General features: G+C 59.2%; 24 protein-coding genes. 15 read left to right on the plus strand and 9 right to left on the minus strand.

The annotated features are described in order from the left end of the window. Positions 1 to 76: 76 nt before the first annotated feature. Positions 77 to 709 (plus strand): pseudouridine synthase, encoded by a 633-nt coding sequence (locus SOP97_RS16925; RefSeq protein WP_322950236.1) that lies wholly within the window; start codon positions 77 to 79, stop codon positions 707 to 709. Here SOP97_RS16925 and SOP97_RS16930 read toward each other — a convergent pair whose 3' ends face one another. The 5 genes from SOP97_RS16930 to SOP97_RS16950 all read right to left on the minus strand — a co-directional run bounded on the left by SOP97_RS16930 (position 710) and on the right by SOP97_RS16950 (position 3,792). Continuing rightward, positions 710 to 1,102: a globin gene (locus tag SOP97_RS16930; RefSeq protein ID WP_322950237.1), complete on the minus strand. Its 393-nt coding sequence runs from the start codon at positions 1,100 to 1,102 to the stop codon at positions 710 to 712. It abuts the gene before it with no gap. A gap of 74 nt (positions 1,103 to 1,176) precedes the next feature. Continuing rightward, positions 1,177 to 1,380, minus strand: a complete 204-nt coding sequence (locus SOP97_RS16935) for a DUF2788 domain-containing protein (RefSeq protein WP_322950238.1) — start codon at positions 1,378 to 1,380, stop codon at positions 1,177 to 1,179. Positions 1,381 to 1,559: 179 nt separating this feature from the next. After that, entirely contained in the window at positions 1,560 to 2,039 is a 480-nt protein-coding gene (locus SOP97_RS16940) for an Lrp/AsnC family transcriptional regulator (RefSeq protein ID WP_274087536.1), read from the minus strand. A 331-nt stretch (positions 2,040 to 2,370) separates the two neighbouring features. Then, positions 2,371 to 3,270, minus strand: a complete 900-nt coding sequence (locus SOP97_RS16945) for a cation diffusion facilitator family transporter (RefSeq protein ID WP_411912081.1) — start codon at positions 3,268 to 3,270, stop codon at positions 2,371 to 2,373. 102 nt (positions 3,271 to 3,372) lie between these two features. Then, on the minus strand, positions 3,373 to 3,792 hold the full coding sequence (locus SOP97_RS16950; protein ID WP_322950239.1) for a polyribonucleotide nucleotidyltransferase: 420 nt from the start codon (positions 3,790 to 3,792) through the stop codon (positions 3,373 to 3,375). Positions 3,793 to 3,959: 167 nt separating this feature from the next. Here SOP97_RS16950 and hrpB point away from each other — a divergent pair, with 167 nt between their 5' ends. Further along, positions 3,960 to 6,500, plus strand: a complete 2,541-nt coding sequence (gene hrpB, locus SOP97_RS16955) for an ATP-dependent helicase HrpB (protein ID WP_322950240.1) — start codon at positions 3,960 to 3,962, stop codon at positions 6,498 to 6,500. A 2-nt stretch (positions 6,501 to 6,502) separates the two neighbouring features. Here hrpB and SOP97_RS16960 read toward each other — a convergent pair whose 3' ends face one another. After that, positions 6,503 to 7,246: a substrate-binding periplasmic protein gene (locus tag SOP97_RS16960; RefSeq protein WP_274087532.1), complete on the minus strand. Its 744-nt coding sequence runs from the start codon at positions 7,244 to 7,246 to the stop codon at positions 6,503 to 6,505. A gap of 241 nt (positions 7,247 to 7,487) precedes the next feature. Here SOP97_RS16960 and SOP97_RS16965 point away from each other — a divergent pair, with 241 nt between their 5' ends. Together SOP97_RS16965 and SOP97_RS16970 are read left to right on the plus strand one after the other, a co-directional pair. Beyond that, on the plus strand, positions 7,488 to 7,727 hold the full coding sequence (locus tag SOP97_RS16965) for a CDGSH iron-sulfur domain-containing protein (RefSeq protein ID WP_274087531.1): 240 nt from the start codon (positions 7,488 to 7,490) through the stop codon (positions 7,725 to 7,727). A 35-nt stretch (positions 7,728 to 7,762) separates the two neighbouring features. Further along, positions 7,763 to 8,608 carry an SDR family oxidoreductase gene (locus tag SOP97_RS16970; protein WP_274087530.1) on the plus strand — a complete coding sequence of 282 codons (846 nt, stop codon included), beginning with the start codon at positions 7,763 to 7,765 and terminating at the stop codon, positions 8,606 to 8,608. A gap of 32 nt (positions 8,609 to 8,640) precedes the next feature. Here the strand turns inward: SOP97_RS16970 and SOP97_RS16975 are convergent, their stop codons facing one another. Beyond that, complete coding sequence (locus SOP97_RS16975) at positions 8,641 to 9,303, minus strand: hypothetical protein (protein ID WP_274087529.1); 663 nt, start codon at positions 9,301 to 9,303, stop codon at positions 8,641 to 8,643. A 132-nt stretch (positions 9,304 to 9,435) separates the two neighbouring features. Between SOP97_RS16975 and SOP97_RS16980 the strand changes: the two genes are divergently transcribed. The 3 genes from SOP97_RS16980 (at position 9,436) to SOP97_RS16990 (ending at position 10,827) form a co-directional block, all read left to right on the plus strand. Continuing rightward, positions 9,436 to 9,915, plus strand: coding sequence for an NYN domain-containing protein (locus tag SOP97_RS16980; protein ID WP_322950241.1), 480 nt, complete (start codon positions 9,436 to 9,438; stop codon positions 9,913 to 9,915). Between the two features lie 3 nt (positions 9,916 to 9,918). Continuing rightward, the gene (locus tag SOP97_RS16985) at positions 9,919 to 10,545 is read left to right on the plus strand and encodes a 3'-5' exonuclease (RefSeq protein ID WP_322950242.1); all 627 of its coding nucleotides are present in this window, start codon (positions 9,919 to 9,921) and stop codon (positions 10,543 to 10,545) included. Positions 10,546 to 10,650: 105 nt separating this feature from the next. After that, the gene (locus SOP97_RS16990) at positions 10,651 to 10,827 is read left to right on the plus strand and encodes a DUF6435 family protein (RefSeq protein ID WP_274087526.1); all 177 of its coding nucleotides are present in this window, start codon (positions 10,651 to 10,653) and stop codon (positions 10,825 to 10,827) included. 80 nt (positions 10,828 to 10,907) lie between these two features. On the opposite strand, the gene SOP97_RS16995 is transcribed toward SOP97_RS16990, so the two are convergent. Then, complete coding sequence (locus SOP97_RS16995) at positions 10,908 to 11,813, minus strand: GlxA family transcriptional regulator (protein WP_322950310.1); 906 nt, start codon at positions 11,811 to 11,813, stop codon at positions 10,908 to 10,910. Between the two features lie 240 nt (positions 11,814 to 12,053). Here SOP97_RS16995 and SOP97_RS17000 point away from each other — a divergent pair, with 240 nt between their 5' ends. After that, positions 12,054 to 13,190, plus strand: coding sequence for an acyl-CoA dehydrogenase family protein (locus SOP97_RS17000; protein ID WP_322950243.1), 1,137 nt, complete (start codon positions 12,054 to 12,056; stop codon positions 13,188 to 13,190). 61 nt (positions 13,191 to 13,251) lie between these two features. On the opposite strand, the gene SOP97_RS17005 is transcribed toward SOP97_RS17000, so the two are convergent. Further along, positions 13,252 to 14,289 (minus strand): NADP(H)-dependent aldo-keto reductase, encoded by a 1,038-nt coding sequence (locus SOP97_RS17005; protein ID WP_322950244.1) that lies wholly within the window; start codon positions 14,287 to 14,289, stop codon positions 13,252 to 13,254. 249 nt (positions 14,290 to 14,538) lie between these two features. On the opposite strand from SOP97_RS17005, the gene rplM reads away from it, so the two are divergent. From rplM to SOP97_RS17040, 7 genes are all read left to right on the plus strand, one after another. Next, on the plus strand, positions 14,539 to 14,967 hold the full coding sequence (gene rplM / locus SOP97_RS17010) for a 50S ribosomal protein L13 (protein ID WP_090249152.1): 429 nt from the start codon (positions 14,539 to 14,541) through the stop codon (positions 14,965 to 14,967). Between the two features lie 14 nt (positions 14,968 to 14,981). Continuing rightward, positions 14,982 to 15,374, plus strand: a complete 393-nt coding sequence (gene rpsI, locus SOP97_RS17015) for a 30S ribosomal protein S9 (protein WP_274087523.1) — start codon at positions 14,982 to 14,984, stop codon at positions 15,372 to 15,374. Between the two features lie 256 nt (positions 15,375 to 15,630). Next, complete coding sequence (gene petA / locus SOP97_RS17020; RefSeq protein WP_274087522.1) at positions 15,631 to 16,227, plus strand: ubiquinol-cytochrome c reductase iron-sulfur subunit; 597 nt, start codon at positions 15,631 to 15,633, stop codon at positions 16,225 to 16,227. Continuing rightward, positions 16,224 to 17,435 (plus strand): cytochrome b, encoded by a 1,212-nt coding sequence (locus SOP97_RS17025; protein WP_274087521.1) that lies wholly within the window; start codon positions 16,224 to 16,226, stop codon positions 17,433 to 17,435. Before petA ends, SOP97_RS17025 begins: the two co-directional genes overlap by 4 nt. Continuing rightward, on the plus strand, positions 17,435 to 18,217 hold the full coding sequence (locus tag SOP97_RS17030) for a cytochrome c1 (protein ID WP_322950245.1): 783 nt from the start codon (positions 17,435 to 17,437) through the stop codon (positions 18,215 to 18,217). Before SOP97_RS17025 ends, SOP97_RS17030 begins: the two co-directional genes overlap by 1 nt. 89 nt (positions 18,218 to 18,306) lie before the next feature. Further along, on the plus strand, positions 18,307 to 18,924 hold the full coding sequence (locus SOP97_RS17035) for a glutathione S-transferase N-terminal domain-containing protein (protein WP_274087519.1): 618 nt from the start codon (positions 18,307 to 18,309) through the stop codon (positions 18,922 to 18,924). A 15-nt stretch (positions 18,925 to 18,939) separates the two neighbouring features. Beyond that, entirely contained in the window at positions 18,940 to 19,353 is a 414-nt protein-coding gene (locus SOP97_RS17040; protein ID WP_322950246.1) for a ClpXP protease specificity-enhancing factor, read from the plus strand. Positions 19,354 to 19,419: the final 66 nt, after the last annotated feature.

Genomic DNA, 19,419 nt, shown 5'->3' on the forward strand with positions numbered 1-19,419 from the left:
CTGCATAAGTCTGGCTGATAGTTGTACGGCGGCCTCGGTTACACTGGTCGCCTTGTACGGTTTACCTGGATTACCTATGTCGCGTCCGCCTCGCCCCGCCTCACCGCGTCGTCCCACCGGCAAACCGGCTGTTCGCCGAGTAGCCAAGGCGCCGCCGGCCGAGCCGCGGTTATTGCTGTTGAATAAGCCGTTCGATGTGCTGACCCAGTTCAACGACGAGCAGGGCCGCGCCACCCTCAAGGATTTTGTCGATGTGCCCGGCGTCTATCCGGCTGGGCGCCTGGACCGCGACAGCGAAGGGCTGCTGTTGCTGACCAATGATGGCGGGCTACAGGCCAGGATTGCTGACCCCAAGCACAAGCTGGCAAAAACCTACTGGGTGCAAGTGGAAGGCGAGCCGAGTGAGGCGCAGTTGCAGCAGCTGCGCGATGGCGTGCAATTGAATGACGGGCCCACCCTGCCAGCCGAAGCGCGCCTGCTAGATGAGCCGCAGCTGTGGGATCGCAACCCGCCGGTGCGCTTTCGTAAAAGCATTCCGACGGCCTGGCTGGAGTTGGTGATTCGCGAGGGGCGTAATCGCCAGGTGCGGCGCATGACCGCCGCCGTTGGTTTGCCGACCTTGCGCCTGGTGCGGGTGCGTATCGGCCCGTTCAGCCTAGAGGGCTTGCAGCCTGGGCAATGGCGTGAAGTCGCGCCTCGGCTGGAGTGATCAGTAGCCGGCTTTGATGACCGCTATGCCCTTGTCGAGGACTTCATTCCAGGCGCTACGGGTTTCGCTGCAGTATTGCGGGTCATGCTCGCCGATGGTCACCAGCAGGGCCTGTTGCCACAGGTCATACAGCCCCGGGCGAATGTCCATGGCCGCGCGTGAATGGCTGCAGCCGAGTGCGCGCAGCTTGGTGTCGGGCAGGCCGCGTGCGTGCATCACCAGGTTGAGGATGCCCTGGCGCAAGAGCAGCTTTTGCCCGCTCATTTCGGTATTGGCGAACTTGTCACGCACCTCTGACGAGCTGGCGAGGAAGTGCCGGTAAAAACTGTCGAAAAAATCCGGGCTGGCGCAGCAGCGGCCATAGCTTTGCATCACGCGGTCGGTGGCTTTCATGTTTTCTCCAGATAAAAGGCTGTCCAGGCCGCATGGTTATGCAGCCGTGAGTCAATTGAGTAGGGCGGAGGCGGTTAGATGCCTTCCAGACCTGCGATGACGAAAGATTTGATGAGAAAGCCCAGTACGCCCAGGCCCAGGGCGAGGAACAGGATCATGGTGCCGAAGCGTCCAGCCTTGGATTTCTTCGCCAGGTCCCAGACGATAAACGCCATAAACAGCACCAGGCCGCCAACCAGGACGGTCATCATCAGTTCTTCAAACAGCTCGGTTTCCATCGCAACCTCGTTTGGCAAAGACAGACTGTGCCGCCAGCTAGGGCGGGAGGTGGGCGATGCATTTTTATAGTGTGAGCGCGAGGCTCTTATGGGCGGGTCGCACAAGGCACAGCAGCAAGCCGGCGATTATACGCCGTTGCGTGGCTGTGCCGCGATGTGCGTTTACGCGCAGAACGAGATCAGGTTCGCAGGTGTTGTAACGGCAGCTGAGTGCTGGAAAGGATCTGCTGCAGCACGAAGCTGGAGCGCACACTGGATACGCCCTCGATACGGGTCAGGGTGCCCAGTAGCAATTGTTGGTAGTGATCCATATCCGGCACCACCACTTTGAGCTGATAGTCCGCGTCCATCCCGGTGACCAGGCAGCATTCGAGCACCTGCGGGCATTTGCGGATTTCTTCCTGAAAATGCTCGAAGCGTTCCGGGGTGTGTTTGTCCATGCCGATCAGCACGTAGGCCGTGAGCGTTAAGCCGAGCTGTTTGCGGTCGAGCAGGGCGACCTGGCCGAGGATATAACCGTCGTCTTCAAGCTGCTTGACCCGGCGCGAACAGGGCGAGGGCGACAGGCCGATGCGTTCGGCCAGGTCCTGGTTGGACAGCGTGGCGTCGCGCTGCAATTCGGCGAGGATATTCAGGTCGTAACGATCAAGTCTGTTCATCTTTGCGATGCTTTCGTTATTAGATTGTGTTGAATGATGCGCTTGAGGTGATTAATTGCGCAAGTGGTGGTTTTATTAGCAATGTTCGCAATCTTTCGCTGCGTCGGCAGGCGTAAGCTTTATCTCAACTTCAAGGCCCGGACGATACGTCCAGCCGCCTCGCCCAATCAGGTGAGCGGTCGCCGCCGATCCCACCGGATCGTCACGGCACCCGGGTCCGCACTGCCCAATCAGGCAGGCGAAGAAAAGGCGTTATCATCGCCACAATGACGGACACGCAAAAAAGGGAGGCCTGCAGGCCTCCCTTTTTTGTGCCTGGCTTTCTATTGGGTCAAGCGCTTGGCTGCTGGCCAGCGGCGGCTGGTGAGCCTTGTTGCGGCGCTTTGACCACGCTGCTGGGGTCGGCATGTACCAGCACTTCAGCCCGCGGAAACTCGCTGCGAATCGCCGCTTCAACCTGCTCGCAGAGGTGGTGTGCCTGCTGCAGGCTTAGCTCGCCAGGTAGCTCCGCATGCAGCTGGACGAACCAGTGGGTACCAGACAGCCGCGTGCGTAAATCATGCACGCCCAATACACCGGGTACCGCGCAGGCCAGCGCATGCATCTGCGCGCTGATCTGCGGGTCGAGTTCTTTGTCCATCAATACTGTCGCGGCTTCGCGGGCGATGCTGACGGCGCTCCAGAAGATGTACAGGGCAATGCCGATACCGAAGAGCGCATCCAGTTGTGGCCAGCCGTAACTGGCCAGCAGCAGTGCCAACAGGATGCTGCTGTTAAGGAGCAGGTCCGAGCGGTAGTGCAGTGAGTCAGCACGAATCGCCGTGGAGCCGGTTTCGCGGACGACATGGTGTTGAAACAGCAGCAGAGCAACGGTCATCGCCAGTGACAGCAGCATCACCGCAATGCCTAGGGCGGGCGCGCCAATCGGTTCGGGGTGCAGCAGGCGATCGATGGCGTGGCTACCCACCAGCACTGCGCTGGCCCCGATAAACAGGGCCTGACCCAAACCGGCAAGGGCTTCGGCCTTGCCGTGGCCGTAACGATGATCCTCATCAGCCGGCCGCAGGGCGTAGTGCACAGCAATCAGGTTGAGCAGTGAGGCAGCGCCGTCGAGCAACGAGTCGGTCAGGCCTGCCAGCAGGCTCACCGAGCCGCTAAGCCACCAGGCAATGGCTTTGGCCAGCGCCAGGGTGAGAGCAGTTGCCAATGCGGCGAAGGTCGCCAGACGCATCAGGCGGGCATGGGGCAGCGATATGTTCACGGGCTATCCAAGGTGCTGGGCGTTCTGCCAGATTTACGCGAAACAAGCTAAGCGCAGCTGTGCGGCTGCGGTTTAGGCGGCCGGACGCAGGCCGTAAGCGGCCAGCTGCTCGACGTTGCCACTGTGTTGAGTCAGGCGTGGGTCATTCAGGGGCAGGCTATGGCCGGTCTGCACTTCGATCAGCGCTTTGAGCTTGAGCGGATCAACCTTGCCGTTGGCATCGACTACCTGTTGCAAGTCTTCAGGTGCAACTTGAGCCGATTGTCCGCCGGGTAGGTAAATCGCGCCGGTGGTGAAGTCGATCGCGAAGGCAATCAGCCCGGGCAATACAAAAAAGAGGATGCCGATAGCATTCATTGCGGCGACCGCTGGGTCGATGCGGCCTTCGATCTGGCCGCGTCGCTCTGGGTAGAACAAGGTGCCGCAGGCGGTCAGTTGGGTGAACAGCGCAGCGATGAGCAGGCTGCCGATCACACGGGTCTTGGTACGCATTGAGCATCTCCTAGGGAAAAGTGGCGCAACTATAGCAATGCCCTCAGCGCAATACCGCTGCATCAGGTGTCGCGGCTGCATTTAGTCCGGGGCAATGGCTGTAGCTCAGACAGCAGCAATGCCTGACAGGTTCGCCGTTATAATCGTGCGCCTTGAATGGAGCCCGCATGAATTCCCTGCCTATCGATGTTTTGCTGCCTGAGTTGTGTGCGGCCCTGGCCCAGCGTGACGAGGCGGTGCTGGAGGCGCCACCCGGCGCCGGCAAGACCACCCGCGTACCGCTGGCACTGTTGCAGCAGCCCTGGCTGGCCGGGCAAACTATCATCATGCTTGAGCCGCGGCGGCTGGCTGCGCGGGCTGCAGCTGAGCGGCTAGCCAGTGAGTTGGGTGAAACGGTGGGGGACACCGTCGGCTATCGCATTCGCCTGGACAGCAAGGTCGGCCCGCGTACTCGCATCGAGGTCGTTACCGAAGGCATCCTGGCGCGGCGCCTGCAAGACGACCCGGCGCTGGAAGGCGTCGGTTTGGTAATTTTCGATGAATTCCATGAGCGCAATTTGGACGCTGACCTGGCGCTGGCGTTGTGCCTGAATGGTCGGGCGATGTTCCGCGGCGCGGACTCCGGCGAACGGCCGCTGAAGGTGTTGCTGATGTCAGCGACCCTGGAGGGCGAGCGGCTGGCCGGTTTACTCGGTGATGCCCCGGTGCTGCGCAGCGAAGGGCGCATGTTTCCGGTGGATATCCGCTGGGGCGCGCCCTGGCAGGCGGGCGAGTGGCTGGAGCCAAAAGTGCTGCAGACGGTGTTGCAGGCATTGGCCGATGAGCCGGGCAGCGTGCTGGTATTTCTGCCGGGGCAGGCGGAGATTCGCCGGGTCAATGAGCAGCTGGCCGAGGCGCTGTCCGGCCGTCGCGATATTTTGCTCTGTCCGCTGCATGGCGAACTGGACCTCAGCGCCCAGCGTGCCGCCATCGAGCCGGCGCCTGCCGGGCTGCGCAAGGTGGTGCTGGCGACCAATATCGCCGAGACCAGCCTGACCATTGATGGCGTGCGGGTTGTGATCGATGCTGGGCTGGCGCGGGTGCCACGGTTTGATCCGAACAGTGGTATGACGCGCCTGGATACCCAGCGCATTTCTCGCGCCTCTGCCACTCAGCGTGGCGGGCGAGCCGGGCGTCTGCAGCCGGGCGTCTGCTACCGCTTATGGTCGCAGGCGCAGCACGAACAATTGGCCGCTTATGGCACGGCGGAAATGCTCCAAGCCGACCTCGCCGGGCTGGCGCTGCAGCTTGTGCGCTGGGGCGTGCAGCCGGCCGAGCTGGTTTGGCTGGATCCGCCCCCTGCAGCCGCCTATGCCCAGGCGTTGGAGTTGTTGGGGCGGCTGGGTGCGGTGGATGCTCTGGGCAAACTGACCGCTCACGGTCAGGCGATGGCCGAACTGCCGACTCATCCACGCATCGCTCATCTACTGCTGCGCGGTCAGGAGTTGGGTTTGGGTGTACTCGCTTGCGATCTGGCAGCCTTGCTCGGCGAGCGCGACATTCTGCGTGGCGCGGGGGCTGATCTGCACAGTCGGCTGGCCCTCCTGGCTGGGGAGACGCCTGGCGCCCCGCTGCACGCCGCCCGAGGCGGCGTGCAGCGGGCCCGGCAATTGGCTCGGCAGTTTCAGGGTTACCTCAAGCGCAGGCCCAGCCCGCAGGCGGTCAGTGATCCTGAGCATCCACGCTGGCTCGGTGCGTTGCTGGCCTTTGCCTACCCGGATCGTATCGCCCAACAGCGCCGTGCCGGTGGCGCGGAATATCGCCTTGCCAATGGCCGGGCGGCGCTGTTTGCCGAGGTTGATGGGCTGATGAAGCACGGCTGGCTGGTGGTGGCCGACCTGGGCAGCCGTCAGGGCCAGCGTGAAGAACGCATTTATCTGGCCGCCGAGCTGGAACCGCAGCTGTTCGAGGGCGTGCTGGCCGAGCAGGTCAGCAACCTGGACGTGCTGGATTGGGATGAACGCGAAGGCGCCCTGCGCGCCGAGCGCCAGCGCAAGGTCGGTGAACTGGTGCTGTCGCGTGAGCCGCTCACAGGCCTCACTACCCAGCAACGCAGCCTTGCCTTGCTGGGGTTGGTGCGACGTAAGGGCTTGGCGCTGCTGCCCTGGACGCCAGAGCTGCGCCAATGGCAAGCGCGGGTGACCCTGCTGCGCGGGCTGGATATGGCCAGCAAAGACGCCAGCGAGTGGCCGGATGTCAGTGATGCCGCCTTGCTGGCGACGCTGGAAGGCTGGCTGCAGCCCTATCTGGATAACGTCACCCGGCTCAGCCATTTCGCCAATCTGGACTTGCCCAGCCTGCTGCTTAATCTGTTGCCCTGGCCGTTGCCGCAGCGCCTGGATGAGCTGGCGCCGCGCAGTGTGCAGGTGCCTTCCGGCTCGCGCATTAGCCTGGATTACAACGAGCACCCACCGGTGCTGGCGGTGCGCTTGCAGGAGTTGTTTGGCTTGGCCGATACGCCGCGCATTGCCGGCGGCCGCCAGGTGGTCAAGTTGCACCTGCTATCGCCGGCGCGGCGGCCGGTGCAGGTGACTCAGGATCTGGCCAACTTCTGGCGCAGCACCTATGCCGAAGTGAAGAAGGATTTAAAAGGCAGGTACCCCAAGCATTACTGGCCGGATGATCCCTTGATTGCAGAACCCACTGCGCGAGCTAAGCCGCGTAAGTAGGTTTAAGGCAGGCGTAGGTTCTCGCCAGCAGCCTGCAACTCTTCATAGGCGCGATCCAGTGCATCACGCAGCGCTTCGGCCCCTGGCGCGTGGCTGGAGACGATCAATTTCAGTGGAATACGCTGCAGCTCCACATACGGCAGCTCGGGCATACCCAGGCGTTTGCGCGCCTGCTCCACTGGGGTCTGATAGTCGAGGAGGAAGTCACCACGACGCCGCTGAAGCATTTCCAGTGCGGCGGTGTGGGTGCCGGTGCGGTGTTGCTCTACGGCCAGCTGCGGGTCGTTGAGCATCTGGTTGATCGGCTGCCAGTAGGTGTAGCCACTGATCATGATCACTCCGCGGCCTTTGAGGTCTTCAGGCAGGCGCGGCATCAGGGTGTCGTGGCGAAAATACAGGTTGAGGATGATTTCGCTTAGCTGGGTGCGGGCCTCTAGGGTGTGTTCGCGCAGCTCCACTTTACCCGGTGCCCCAGGCCAAACCTGCACGCTGCCATCCTGCAGGGCGTTGTAAAGACGCGCGCTGGGGTAGGAGCGGAACTCGCCACGGTACCCAGCATGCTCCAGCAGGCGTTTACTCAGTTGCAGGATGGTGCCCTTGGGAAGCCCCTGACTGTCGGTGTAGGAGTAGGGTGGAAATTCGTAATAACCGACCTGCACCAACGGCCGGGTGTCGTTGGTGGTGGCAGCGTGGCTAAGCCCGCAGAAGAATGCTGCGAACAGCGCAAGGCAGAGAGATCGTGGCATTAAGTGATTACGTATTGCGGCTATCTGCCGTCTTTTCGTTATAAAACTGTCACATATGGCGAGCATGGCTAACTGCTGGCGCTGTTGTCTAGCGCAATACTGCAAACCTTAGTTCATGGCCGGTAACGCTCGTACGTGATTAGCGCTCTGCACGGGGGTATTAAGGGGTGAACTATGCTGAGCGAACGAGCATGCCGCTGGTGAATGTCGGCAGCGCATGCCCCTTTGCCTGGGAGGTTTTATGGAAACGCCAACGATTGCCCAACGTAACCCTTATGCGGTTACAGTCACCGCCGGCCAGGATTATTTCTGGTGCCGATGCGGGCGCAGCGCTTCGCAGCCTTTTTGTGATGGGCAGCATAAAGGCAGTGCTTTTACCCCGCTGAAATACCATGCGGACGAAGACGCGACCCTGTACTTCTGTGGCTGCAAGCACACGCAAACGCCGCCCTGTTGCGATGGCAGCCATAACAGGTTGTAGTAAGGACTTTGCCGTAACGGGGTTGGGGGCAGGTTATGTACCGCAAGGTGTTCGCCAATAAAGTATTCGACCGCAAGGTTGTGCTGATTACCGGTGGCTGTGCCGGCATCGGCCGGGCCTTGGCCATTCGCTTGGCCCAGGCCGGGGCGCGTCTGGTGATTTTTGACCTGCAGCAGCAGGCGCTCGACAGCCTAGTGCAGCACCTGGCGGATCACCACAACGCCGAGGCGTTGGGCGTGCTCTGTGATGTTGCGGATGCCGTGGCGGTGGAGCGGGCGATGGCCCTGACTGTTGAGCGTTTTGGCGGTGTTGATGTGTTGGTCAATAACGCCGGGGTCACTCACCGCAGCAGTTTTGCCGACACCGAGCTGGCGGTGTTCCAGCGGATTATGGCGGTCAATTATTTTGGTGCGTTGCATTGCACCAAGGCCGCGCTGCCTAGCCTGATCGCCCGTGGCGGGCAGATCATCGTGCTCAGTTCGCTGTCGGGTTTTGCGCCGCTGCTCTATCGCAGCGCCTACAACGCCAGCAAGCATGCGCTGCATGGATTGTTTGAAACCCTGCGTTATGAGCTGAAAGGCTCCGGGGTCAATGTGATGCTGGTGTGCCCGGGTTTTACGGCCACCGATCTGCGCAAGAATGCCTTGGTTGGCGATGGCTCGGTGGCGGCGCAGCCGCCGTTGGCGATGGGCAAGGTGGCGTCAGCGCAGGATGTCGCCGAGGCGATTTATCAGGGCGCGCTGAAGCGTCGGCGTCTGTTGGTGTTGTCGAATGTCGACTGGCGCGCGCGGGTGCTGGCGCGGTTCTTCCCGCGGGTGTTTGAGCGCGTGCTGTTGCCGCGCTTGTCTGGCCTGAAACCTCAGCGCGCGGGGCGCTCCTGATGCCAGGCACGCCGCGTTCAGGTTTTGCCACATCACTCGATATCGGGCTGGCTGCTGCGCAGCATAAACAGGCGAAATAGCACGACGCTGGAAAACAGCTGGAGAAAGCGGCTGGTGCAGTCCAGTAATAGGCTGGCCAGGGCATTGTTGGCGATGAGCGCGTTGGACTGACTCCAGCCGTCGAGCAGCCACAGCGGCAGCATGACAATCAGGATGCAGCCGAGCATGGGCCAGAAATAACCGCTGCTCATCTCGAAGCTTGTATGCAGCGCTTTCATTGGGCCCAGGCCACGCAGGACCAACAGGTACTCGGCAAACGCCAGTTTGACCATCAGCCAGAGCCCCGGCAGCACAAATAACGATGCGCCAAGCAAAATAGCCAGGGTGTTGAGCCCTGCCAGTACAGCAAAGCTTGGCCACAGGCGCAGGCTTGCGGCGAGCAGGTCGCGGGCAGGTGGTTGCACGCCTTGGCTGCGTGCATCGAGAAACAAAATCAGCGCGGCGCTGTAGAGCGGGTAGAACAACAGGCCGGCGAGCAGGCGCCAGAGCGCTGCAGACTCGGCTGCGACTAAGCCGCTGACCTGTTGCAGCAGCAAGCCTTCGAGCACGATCAACGGCAGGCACAGGCGGGTAATCGCCGCCAGGTTGTGGGTGAAGAAATACCAGGCGTCACGCAATACAAAGAACAGGTTCATGATGGGCCGCGTTGAGGAAGGCAGCCGCCACTTTAGCCGATTGCTCCAGGGCCTCCAATTGATGCCGGCGCTGCCTGCATTGATCTTCAGGCATACTGCCCGGCGCTTATTGCCCTGTTATGAGGATTGCCGGTGAAGAAGATCGCCGTATTCGCCGATGTACAGAACCTCTATTACACCGTGCGCCAGGCCTATGGGTGCCACTTCAATTACGCCGCGTTGTGGGCTGATATCAGCCAGCATGGGCAGATTGTCGAGGCTTACGCCTATGCCATCGATCGCGGTGATCAGAAGCAGCAGCAGTTTCAGCAGATCCTGCGCAGCCTCGGTTTTACCGTCAAACTCAAACCCTATATCCAACGCAGCGATGGCTCGGCCAAGGGTGATTGGGATGTGGGCATTACCATCGACATCATGGACGCCGCGCCGCATGTCGATGAGGTGGTGCTGGCCTCGGGTGATGGTGATTTTGACCTGTTGCTGGAGAAAATTCGCAGCAGTCATGGTGTCGAGGCTGTCGCCTATGGCGTGCCAGGGCTGACAGCGCAATCGCTGGTGCGCGCGGCGAGCCGTTATGTGCCGATTGAAGGCAGCCTGTTGCTGAGAAACTGATCAATGCTTGCAGATTCCATCGCGGTACTCGACTTCGAAACCACTGGCATGTCGCCGGCTCAGCAGGCTCGTGCAACTGAGATCGGGGTGGTGATAGTCGAGGGCGGGCAGATCGTCGCTCGTTATCAAAGCCTGATGAACAGCGGTGCCTGGGTGCCGCCCTTTATCGAGCAGCTCACCGGTATCAGCAATGCCATGTTGCGCACGGCACCGCCTGCCGCGCAGGTGATGCAGGAGGTGGCGGCGTTTGTCGGTGATCGCCCGCTGCTGGCGCACAACGCCAGCTTCGACCAGAAGTTCTGGGATGCCGAGCTGGCGCTGATTCGTCGTCAGCGCGTGCAGCCGTTTGCCTGTTCACTGTTGTTGTCGCGTCGCCTGTTACCGATGGCGCCGAGCCACAAGTTGGGCAATCTCAACCGCTGGGCGGGCTTGCCGGATACCGGCCAGGCGCACCGGGCGCTGGCCGATGCGGAGATGGCAGCCAACCTGACCTGCTTTATGGCGGCGCTGCTGCGTGAGCGTCATGGCATAGCCGATATTTCCCATGAGCTGCTGTGTAACCTGCAGCGGGTACCGGCGGCCAAAATGTCTCAGGCGCTGCAGAAAATACGCGATCACGCGAGTGGCTGAAGTGACGCCTTCGTACCTTGTTACATCTGGGTGCCGAGTTGTGTGCGGGACTGAATTAAGCTGAGCAAACGCTTATCTCGGCGTTTCTAAGCAGAGGCATCAAGCATGTTTGGTTTGTTTAAAAGCGACCCCGCAAAAAAGTTGCGCAAGCAATACAGCGCCAAGTTGGAAGAAGCCATGCAGGCTCAACGCAATGGCGATATCCGCAGTTACGCCACGCTGAGCGAAGAGGCGCAGGCGTTATGGGTTCAGCTGGAACCGTTGGAGCGCGATAAGCCCTGACTGTTGGGGGAATGAAAAAGGCTGCCGTGGGCAGCCTTTTGCGTTTGTGTGGTGCTCAGCTGGAGCGTTGAGTGGCGATCTTATGCGTGGCTGTCCTTGTGTTGGAACTGCCGGCGGTACTGGTTGGGTGATAGCTCTGTGTGTTGGCGGAATAGCCGGGCGAAGAAGCTGGCATCGTCGTAGCCCACCTCATAGCTGATGGTCTTGATGCTTTTGCGGGTGGCGCTGAGTAGGCCTTTGGCCGTTTCGATGCGCAGGCGCTGCAGGTAATGCAGAGGTTTATCGCCCGTGGCCGTCTGAAAACGCCGCATAAAATTGCGAATGCTCATGCCGTGTTCGCGGGCGACATCCTCGAAACGGAATTTGTCGGCGAAGTGACCTTCCAGCCACTGCTGGATCTGCAGAATCGTCATGTCGTGGTGCAGCTTCTGCCCGCCAAAGCCAATGCGCCCAGGGGCGTAGTTGCGTTGAACTTCATAGAGGATGTCGCGGGCCACGCCCTGGGCTACGTTAGCGCCGCAGAACCGCTCGATTAAGTAGATGTACAAGTCGCAGGCCGAGGTGGTGCCGCCGGCGCAGTAAAGGTTGTCGGCATCAGACAAGTGTTTCTCTTGGTTGAGCAGCACCTTGGGGAAGCGCTCGGTGAACTCGTTAAAAAAACGCCAGTAAGTGGTCGCTTCCTTGCCGTCGAGCAGGCCGGCCTGGGCCATCCAAAATACGCCGGTGGCTTCGCCGCAAATCACGCTGCCGGCAGCATGGCGCTGTTTGAGCCAGATGAGTACCTGCGGATGGCGCTGGCACAGCGCGTCGAAGTCATCCCAGAAGGCCGGCAGAATGATCACGTCGGCATCCTCCAGTGCGCCATCGACTGGGATCAGTACATCGCTGAAGCTGCGCACCGGCAGACCGTCGGGGCTGACCAGGTGGATCTCGAAGGTCGGCGTCAGGCCCAGGCCCTGCTGCTTGCCGTAGCGCAGGCTGGCCATGTGAAAAAAATCCTTGGCTTGCATTAGCGTCGAGGCGAATACGCCTTCGGTGGCCAGGATGCTGACGCGGTGCAGCGGCGCTGGTGGCGAAATCAACATAAATATTGTTCTTATAGGGGCTAAGTGGTCATGAGCTGGCTGGATCGTCTTATTTATTGGCGCTTGTGTCCAGTGTGACCAAGCGTTTGCTTGGCTAAAGTCGAGGCCATGCTAAAAACGACTCACTCAGTAGGTGTAGCCATGATCCCCAGAACGATTTTCAGCCCAGAACACGAACAGTTTCGCGACAGCGTGCGCAAGTTTCTTGAGCGGGAAGCTGTGCCATTCCATCAGCAGTGGGAGAAGGATGGCCACATCAATCGTGCGCTGTGGAACAAGGCCGGCGAGGCGGGGATGCTTTGCTCGCATCTTCCTGAAGAGTACGGCGGCATGGCGGCGGACTTTCTCTACAGCACGGTGGTTATCGAGGAGGTAGGGCGTCTGGGCCTGACTGGCATCGGTTTCTCGCTGCACTCCGACATCGTTGCGCCTTACATCCTGCATTACGGCAGCGAGGCGCAAAAACAGCATTACCTGCCTAAGTTGGTATCCGGTGAAATGGTGACCGCCATCGCCATGACTGAGCCGGGTGCCGGTTCTGACCTGCAGGGCGTTAAAACCACTGCGGTGCTGGATGGCGACGAGTATGTGATCAATGGCTCGAAAACCTTTATTACCAACGGCTTTCTCGCTGACCTGGTGATTGTGGTGGCCAAAACGGACCCAAAAGCCGGCGCCAAGGGCACCAGTCTGTTTTTGGTGGAAGCCAATACGCCGGGTTTCTCCAAGGGCAAGCGCCTGGAAAAAGTCGGGATGAAGGCGCAGGACACCTCCGAGCTGTTCTTTCAGGATGTGCGCGTGCCTAAGGAAAACCTGTTGGGCCAGGCCGGTATGGGGTTCGCTTATCTGATGCAGGAGCTGCCACAAGAGCGCCTGACTGTCGGTGTGGGGGCGTTATCGTCGGCCGAGGCGGCGTTGCAGTGGACGCTGGAGTACACCCGCGAGCGCAAGGCGTTCGGCAAGGCGATTGGCGATTTCCAGAACACCCGTTTCAAACTGGCAGAAATGGCCACGGAAATTCAAATCGGTCGCGTATTTGTCGATCGCTGCCTAGAGCTGCACCTGCAAGGCAAGTTGGATGTGCCGACTGCGGCGATGCTCAAATACTGGGGCACCGACCTGCAGTGCAAAGTGCTGGATGAGTGCGTGCAGCTGCACGGCGGCTACGGCTATATGTGGGAATACCCGGTGGCGCGCGCCTGGGCTGATGCGCGGGTGCAGCGCATTTATGCGGGCACCAACGAGATCATGAAAGAGATCATCGCGCGTTCGCTTTAATCACTTGCTGAATAAAAAAAAGCCCGGCAATTGCCGGGCTTTTTTTGTGACGTTGTAATGGTTAGGGCGCTGGATTGGGTTGGGCTTTGTGAATCGCCTCGATGCCCGCCAGGATCTCGGCCGAAAGTGTCAGCTCGCTGCTGGCTAGGTTGCTATTCAATTGCTCCAAGTTGGTCGCGCCGATGATATTGCTGGTGACGAACGGTTGCGCTGTGACAAACGCCAGCGCCATTTGCGCTGGATCCAGGCCGTGCTCGCGCGCCAGGGCGACATAGCGTGCGCAGGCGCTTTCCGACTCCGGGTTGGTGTAGCGGGTAAAGCGGCTGAATAGGCTGATCCGTGCGTCAGCTGGGCGGGCGCCGCCCTCGTACTTGCCGCTGAGCATGCCGAAGGCCAGGGGCGAGTAGGCCAGCAGGCCGCACTGCTCGCGGATGGCGATTTCTGCCAAGCCCACTTCAAAGCTGCGATTGAGCAGGTTGTAGGGGTTCTGGATCGATACGCTGCGCGGCCAGCCGCGTTGTTCAGCCAGCTGGAGAAATTTCATGGTGCCCCAGGGCGTTTCATTGGACAGGCCGATATGGCGGATTTTGCCGGCCTTGACCTGCTCGTCGAGGGCTTCGAGGGTGTCTTCCAGCGGGGTGAACTCACTGTCTTGGTGGTGATAGTCGAGCTGGCCGAAGTAATTAGTTGGGCGTTCTGGCCAGTGCAGTTGGTAGAGGTCAATCCAGTCGGTCTGTAGGCGCTTGAGGCTGGCGTCCAGCGCGGCGACGATGTGCGCGCGGTTGTGTTTGAGTTGGCCGTCACGGATATGGTTGATGCCGTTGCCAGGGCCGGCAATCTTGCTGGCCAGCACCCAGTCAGCGCGGTCGCCGCGTTGTTTGAAGTAATCACCGATGATTTGTTCGGTCTTGCTGTAGGTTTCGGCGCGCGGCGGCACCGGGTACATCTCAGCGGTGTCGATAAAGTTTATGCCGTAAGCCTTGGCGCGTTCGATCTGGGCGATGCCCTCGTCGGCGCTGTTCTGTTCGCCCCAAGTCATGGTGCCGAGGCACAGGCTGCTGACCGTGATATCAGTACGGCCGAGTTGGCGATAATCCATTGCAAGCTCCTTAAAACGACGTGTTGGCGTAAGCGTGTTGAAATTCTCCGCGAAATCTGCATAATTGCGCACCTCTTTCTGCAGTGGAAGTGATGCGCCGCCTGCCGAAGAATCTTGCCGTATTACGGACGCGCTGACCCGAGCCCCCGATAGCGCCTGTTTTCGGCTGCCTTTGACCTTGTCAAAGTACGCACTATTCAGTAAGATCCGCCGTCTTATTTATCAGGGCGGCCCCTGAGGCTATAAAGAATGAAAACTTTTACTGCTAAACCGGAAACAGTTAAGCGCGACTGGTTTGTCGTCGACGCTGCAGGTCAGACCCTGGGTCGTCTGGCTACCGAAGTTGCAAGCCGTCTGCGTGGCAAGCACAAGCCTGAATACACTCCGCACGTTGATACCGGTGACTACATCGTCATCATCAACGCTGAGCAGATTCGCGTTACCGGTGCCAAGACCACTGACAAAATGTACTACTCCCACTCCGGTTTCCCGGGCGGCATTAAGTCGATCAACTTCGAGAAGTTGATCGCTAAAGCCCCTGAGCGCGTGATCGAGACCGCGGTTAAAGGCATGCTGCCTAAGAACCCGCTGGGTCGCGACATGTATCGTAAGCTGAAAGTGTATGCGGGCGCTGCTCACCCCCACACTGCTCAGCAGCCCCAAGAACTGAAGTTTTAACGGAATAGTTCATTATGTCGGCGACTCAAAATTACGGCACTGGCCGTCGCAAGACTGCAACCGCTCGCGTTTTCCTGCGTGCGGGCACTGGCAAAATCTCCATCAACAACCGCACTCTTGACGGTTTCTTCGGTCGCGAAACTGCCCGCATGGTAGTTCGTCAGCCGCTAGAGCTGGTTGAGATGACCGAGAAGTTTGATGTGTTCATCACCGTTGTTGGCGGTGGTGTTAGTGGTCAAGCTGGCGCAATCCGCCACGGTATCACTCGCGCTCTGATGGACTACGACGAAGCTCTGCGTCCTGCACTGCGTAAAGCTGGCTTCGTAACTCGCGATGCCCGTGAAGTTGAACGTAAGAAGGTTGGTCTGCGTAAAGCGCGTAAGCGTCCGCAGTACTCCAAGCGTTAATTCGCGACCTGCGTTCAAAAAGACGCCCAGCTTCCTATCGGAGCTGGGCGTTTTTTATGGGTGATTATTTACTCTGCGGCATCATGCCGCATCCGCGAATGGCCTGATTTGTAAGGGGTTGCGCCTGCTCTGTATGGGTAATTACCTTGTCAGTAGAGGGGCTTTTCTTTACCATTTGGCAAATTTTTTGCGCGACTCGATTTTTACCTAGTATAGGCCTGACCAACAGGCCATAAAGCTGATGGGAGACGACTGAATGAGCAATGACGGCGTGAATGCAGGCCGGCGTCGCTTCCTGGTAGCGGCCACCTCTGTGGTGGGTGCTGCAGGAGCGGTGGGTGCCGCGGTCCCGTTCGTGGGGTCCTGGTTCCCTAGTGCCAAGGCTAAAGCTGCCGGAGCACCCGTTAAGGTGAACGTCAGCAAAATTGAGCCTGGCCAGCAGATGGTTGCGGAGTGGCGGGGGCAGCCGGTGTTTATCGTGCGCCGTACTGAGGAAATCCTCAGTAACTTGGTGAAAATCGAAGGCCAGCTCGCTGACTTCGACTCCAAGGCGTCCGAGCAGCCGGGTTATGTCGACCCGAAAACCCGTTCGATCAAGCCGGAGTTGTTGCTCTTGGTAGGTCTGTGTACTCACCTGGGTTGTGCGCCGTCCTTCCGTCCGGAAGTCGCGCCTGCAGATTTGGGTGCGGACTGGGTCGGTGGTTATTTTTGCCCATGCCACGGTTCGCGTTATGACCTCGCCGGTCGCGTCTACAAGGGCCAGCCTGCGCCCCTGAACTTGCCGGTTCCGCCGTATACGTACGAGACGGATGATGTGGTCATCATCGGTGTGGATCAGGAGAAAGCGTCATGAGTAAATTCATGGAATGGGTCGATGCGCGCTTTCCCGCGACCAAAATGTGGGAAGACCATCTCGCCAAATACTATGCACCAAAGAACTTCAACTTCTTCTACTTCTTCGGCTCCCTAGCTCTGCTGGTATTGGTCAATCAGATCGTTACCGGTGTCTGGCTGACCATGAGCTACAACCCGTCGGCTGAAGAGGCGTTTGCTTCAGTCGAATACATCATGCGTGATGTGGAGTACGGCTGGATTCTTCGCTATCTGCACTCTACGGGCGCTTCGGCATTCTTCGTCGTGGTCTATCTGCACATGTTCCGCGGCCTGCTCTACGGCTCGTATCAGAAGCCGCGCGAGCTGGTGTGGATCTTCGGCATGTTGATCTACCTGATGCTGATGGCTGAAGCCTTCATGGGCTACTTGCTGCCGTGGGGCCAGATGTCCTACTGGGGTGCCCAGGTGATCATCTCGCTGTTCGGTGCCATTCCAGTGATCGGTGCGGACCTGACTCAGTGGATTCGTGGCGACTACCTGATCTCCGGTATTACCCTGAACCGCTTCTTTGCCTTGCACGTGGTGGCGCTGCCCATCGTGATTCTTGGTTTGGTGGTGCTGCACATTTTGGCGTTGCACGAGGTTGGCTCGAACAACCCGGATGGCGTTGATATCAAGAAGAAGAAAGATGAGAACGGCGTTCCGCTCGACGGCATCGCGTTCCACCCGTACTACACCGTTAAAGATATCGTCGGTGTCGTGGTCTTCTTGTTTATCTTCTGCTTCGTGATCTTCTTCTTCCCGGAAATGGGTGGTTATTTCCTCGAGAAGCCGAACTTTGAAGCGGCTAACCCGTTCAAGACGCCTGCGCACATTGCTCCGGTTTGGTACTTCACACCGTTCTACGCAATCCTGCGTGCGGTCCCTGACAAGCTGCTGGGTGTAATCGCCATGGGCGCAGCTATCGCGGTGTTGTTTGTGCTGCCATGGTTGGACCGTAGTCCGGTCAAGTCGATGCGCTACAAGGGGTGGATGAGCAAGATCTGGTTGCTGATCTTCTGTGTGTCCTTCGTGATTTTGGGTGTGTTGGGTGTGTTGTCGCCGACACCAGGTCGTACGTTGCTGTCGCAGGTGTGTACCTTCCTGTACTTCGCGTACTTCATCCTGATGCCGTTCTACACCAAACTCGAGAAGACCAAACCGGTTCCGGAAAGGGTGACTGGCTGATGAAAAAGCATTTTGCAGCACTAATTATTGCGCTTCTGCCAACCTTTGGCTTTGCCGCCTCTGTTGCTGAGTATCCGCTGGACAAGGTTGATATTGATCTGACCGATAAAGCAGCTTTGCAGGATGGTGCGCGTACCTTCGCTAACTACTGCATGGGTTGCCATTCGGCCAAATACCAGCGTTATGAGCGTGTCGCCAATGATCTGGGTATCCCGCATGACGTCATGCTGGAGAACCTGGTCTTCAATGACTCGAAAATTGGCGATCACATGAAGATCGGCATGCAGCCTTCCGATGCCAAGGCTTGGTTCGGCGCTGCGCCGCCCGACCTGACTCTGGTTGCTCGTGTGCGTGGTAACGATTGGTTGTACACCTACCTGCGGACCTTCTATGAAGACACCGCGCGTCCATTGGGTGCCAACAACAAGGTGTTCCCGAACGTGGGTATGCCGAACGTGTTGGTAGGGTTGCAGGGTCGTCAGTACATCGGTTGTAAGCAGGTTCAGGTGGTTGAGGATGGCAAGAAGCTATTCGATCCGCTGACGGGTACACCGATTACTCATGAGGCTTGCGATCAGCTGACCATTGAGCCAAAAACCGGTGCGCTTAGCACTGAAGAGTTTGACGAGAAGATCCAGAACCTGGTGACCTTCCTCGCTTACTCGGCCAACCCGGTTAAATTGCAAAGTCAGCGTATCGGTACTTACGTTCTGCTGTATCTTGCCTTCTTCTTCGTGTTCGCCTATCTGCTTAAGCGCGAGTACTGGAAGGACGTGCATTAAACCGTTGCATCTCCGCTGTTGACCTGCGCGCCCCTTTGGGCGCGCAGGTCTTTCTGCTTTACATAACTTTATAAGCGAGGAGGACCGCCATGGGCGTGACCAATCGGTTGGCCTGTTACTCCGACCCCGCCGACCACTATTCCCACCGCGTACGCATTGTGCTCGCCGAGAAGGGTGTCAGCGCCGAAATCATCAGTGTCGAAAAGGGCCGCTATCCGGCCGGTCTGCTGGAGGTTAATCCCTACGCCAGCCTGCCTACACTGGTGGATCGCGATTTGGCTTTGTATGAGTCAACAGTGGTGATGGAATACCTGGATGAGCGCTACCCGCATCCGCCGTTATTGCCGGTGTATCCGGTGGCTCGTGCCAATAGCCGTCTGCTGATTCATCGGATTCAGCGTGACTGGTGCGCGCAGGTGGACCTGATTCTTGATTCGCGCAGCAAAGAGCCGGCTCGTGCCCTGGCGCGCAAAGAGCTGCGTGAAAGCCTGACCGGCGTATCGCCGCTGTTTGCCGATAAGGCGTATTTCCTCAGTGAAGAGCTGAGCCTGGTGGATTGCTGCCTGCTGCCGATCCTGTGGCGTTTACCGGTGCTGGGTATAGAGCTGCCAAAGCCGGCTAAGCCGCTGTTGGACTACATGGATCGCCAGTTTGCCCGTGAAGCGTTCCAGGCCAGCCTGTCGCCTGCTGAACGTGATATGCGTTAACCCGAGGAGGTAGAGATGAAGTCGAGTCGTCCTTATCTGGTGCGTGCTCTCTATGAGTGGATCGTCGACAACGACTGCACTCCGCACTTGCTGGTTAATGCCGAGTATCCGGGCGTGCAAGTGCCTAGCGGTTTTGCCAGTGATGGGCAGATCGTTCTGAACGTTTCGCCCACTGCTGTGCGTCACCTGCATATGGATAACGAGGCGGTCAGCTTTGAGGGACGCTTTGCCGGGGTTCCGCAGCGCCTGTATGTCCCCGCAGCCGCCGTGCTGGCGATCTATGCGCGGGAAAATGGTCAGGGCATGGTCTTTGATTCGGAGTCGTCGATGCTCGACGGTGGCGAAATCGATGATCCGGATGATCAGGGGCCGCCTGATGGTGAGCCGCCGCGTCCAAGTGGTCGGCCAAGTCTTAAAGTGGTCAAGTAAATAAAAAAGGCGATCCTAGGATCGCCTTTTTTATTGCGGTGAAGCGGGTGCCCTTGGTGTTGCGGC

This window comes from Pseudomonas spirodelae, from assembly GCF_034653255.1.
GTDB classification, from domain to species: Bacteria; Pseudomonadota; Gammaproteobacteria; order Pseudomonadales; family Pseudomonadaceae; genus Aquipseudomonas; species Aquipseudomonas spirodelae.

Excerpts from the sequence above, each read along its gene's own strand:
- SOP97_RS17035 (WP_274087519.1), top strand. The coding sequence starts at position 18,307 with ATGGGCGTGACCAATCGGTTGGCCTGTTACTCCGACCCCGCCGACCAC.
- SOP97_RS17025 (WP_274087521.1), top strand. The coding sequence starts at position 16,224 with ATGAGTAAATTCATGGAATGGGTCGATGCGCGCTTTCCCGCGACCAAA.
- SOP97_RS16935 (WP_322950238.1), bottom strand. The coding sequence starts at position 1,380 with ATGGAAACCGAGCTGTTTGAAGAACTGATGATGACCGTCCTGGTTGGC.
- SOP97_RS17040 (WP_322950246.1), top strand. The coding sequence starts at position 18,940 with ATGAAGTCGAGTCGTCCTTATCTGGTGCGTGCTCTCTATGAGTGGATC.
- SOP97_RS16930 (WP_322950237.1), bottom strand. The coding sequence starts at position 1,102 with ATGAAAGCCACCGACCGCGTGATGCAAAGCTATGGCCGCTGCTGCGCC.
- hrpB (WP_322950240.1), top strand. The coding sequence starts at position 3,960 with ATGAATTCCCTGCCTATCGATGTTTTGCTGCCTGAGTTGTGTGCGGCC.
- SOP97_RS16965 (WP_274087531.1), top strand. The coding sequence starts at position 7,488 with ATGGAAACGCCAACGATTGCCCAACGTAACCCTTATGCGGTTACAGTC.
- rpsI (WP_274087523.1), top strand. The coding sequence starts at position 14,982 with ATGTCGGCGACTCAAAATTACGGCACTGGCCGTCGCAAGACTGCAACC.
- SOP97_RS16970 (WP_274087530.1), top strand. The coding sequence starts at position 7,763 with ATGTACCGCAAGGTGTTCGCCAATAAAGTATTCGACCGCAAGGTTGTG.
- SOP97_RS16925 (WP_322950236.1), top strand. The coding sequence starts at position 77 with ATGTCGCGTCCGCCTCGCCCCGCCTCACCGCGTCGTCCCACCGGCAAA.
- SOP97_RS16975 (WP_274087529.1), bottom strand. The coding sequence starts at position 9,303 with ATGAACCTGTTCTTTGTATTGCGTGACGCCTGGTATTTCTTCACCCAC.
- SOP97_RS16990 (WP_274087526.1), top strand. The coding sequence starts at position 10,651 with ATGTTTGGTTTGTTTAAAAGCGACCCCGCAAAAAAGTTGCGCAAGCAA.
- SOP97_RS16995 (WP_322950310.1), bottom strand. The coding sequence starts at position 11,813 with ATGGCCAGCCTGCGCTACGGCAAGCAGCAGGGCCTGGGCCTGACGCCG.
- SOP97_RS16985 (WP_322950242.1), top strand. The coding sequence starts at position 9,919 with ATGCTTGCAGATTCCATCGCGGTACTCGACTTCGAAACCACTGGCATG.
- SOP97_RS17000 (WP_322950243.1), top strand. The coding sequence starts at position 12,054 with ATGATCCCCAGAACGATTTTCAGCCCAGAACACGAACAGTTTCGCGAC.
- petA (WP_274087522.1), top strand. The coding sequence starts at position 15,631 with ATGAGCAATGACGGCGTGAATGCAGGCCGGCGTCGCTTCCTGGTAGCG.
- rplM (WP_090249152.1), top strand. The coding sequence starts at position 14,539 with ATGAAAACTTTTACTGCTAAACCGGAAACAGTTAAGCGCGACTGGTTT.
- SOP97_RS17005 (WP_322950244.1), bottom strand. The coding sequence starts at position 14,289 with ATGGATTATCGCCAACTCGGCCGTACTGATATCACGGTCAGCAGCCTG.
- SOP97_RS16960 (WP_274087532.1), bottom strand. The coding sequence starts at position 7,246 with ATGCCACGATCTCTCTGCCTTGCGCTGTTCGCAGCATTCTTCTGCGGG.
- SOP97_RS17030 (WP_322950245.1), top strand. The coding sequence starts at position 17,435 with ATGAAAAAGCATTTTGCAGCACTAATTATTGCGCTTCTGCCAACCTTT.
- SOP97_RS16950 (WP_322950239.1), bottom strand. The coding sequence starts at position 3,792 with ATGCGTACCAAGACCCGTGTGATCGGCAGCCTGCTCATCGCTGCGCTG.
- SOP97_RS16940 (WP_274087536.1), bottom strand. The coding sequence starts at position 2,039 with ATGAACAGACTTGATCGTTACGACCTGAATATCCTCGCCGAATTGCAG.
- SOP97_RS16945 (WP_411912081.1), bottom strand. The coding sequence starts at position 3,270 with ATGCGTCTGGCGACCTTCGCCGCATTGGCAACTGCTCTCACCCTGGCG.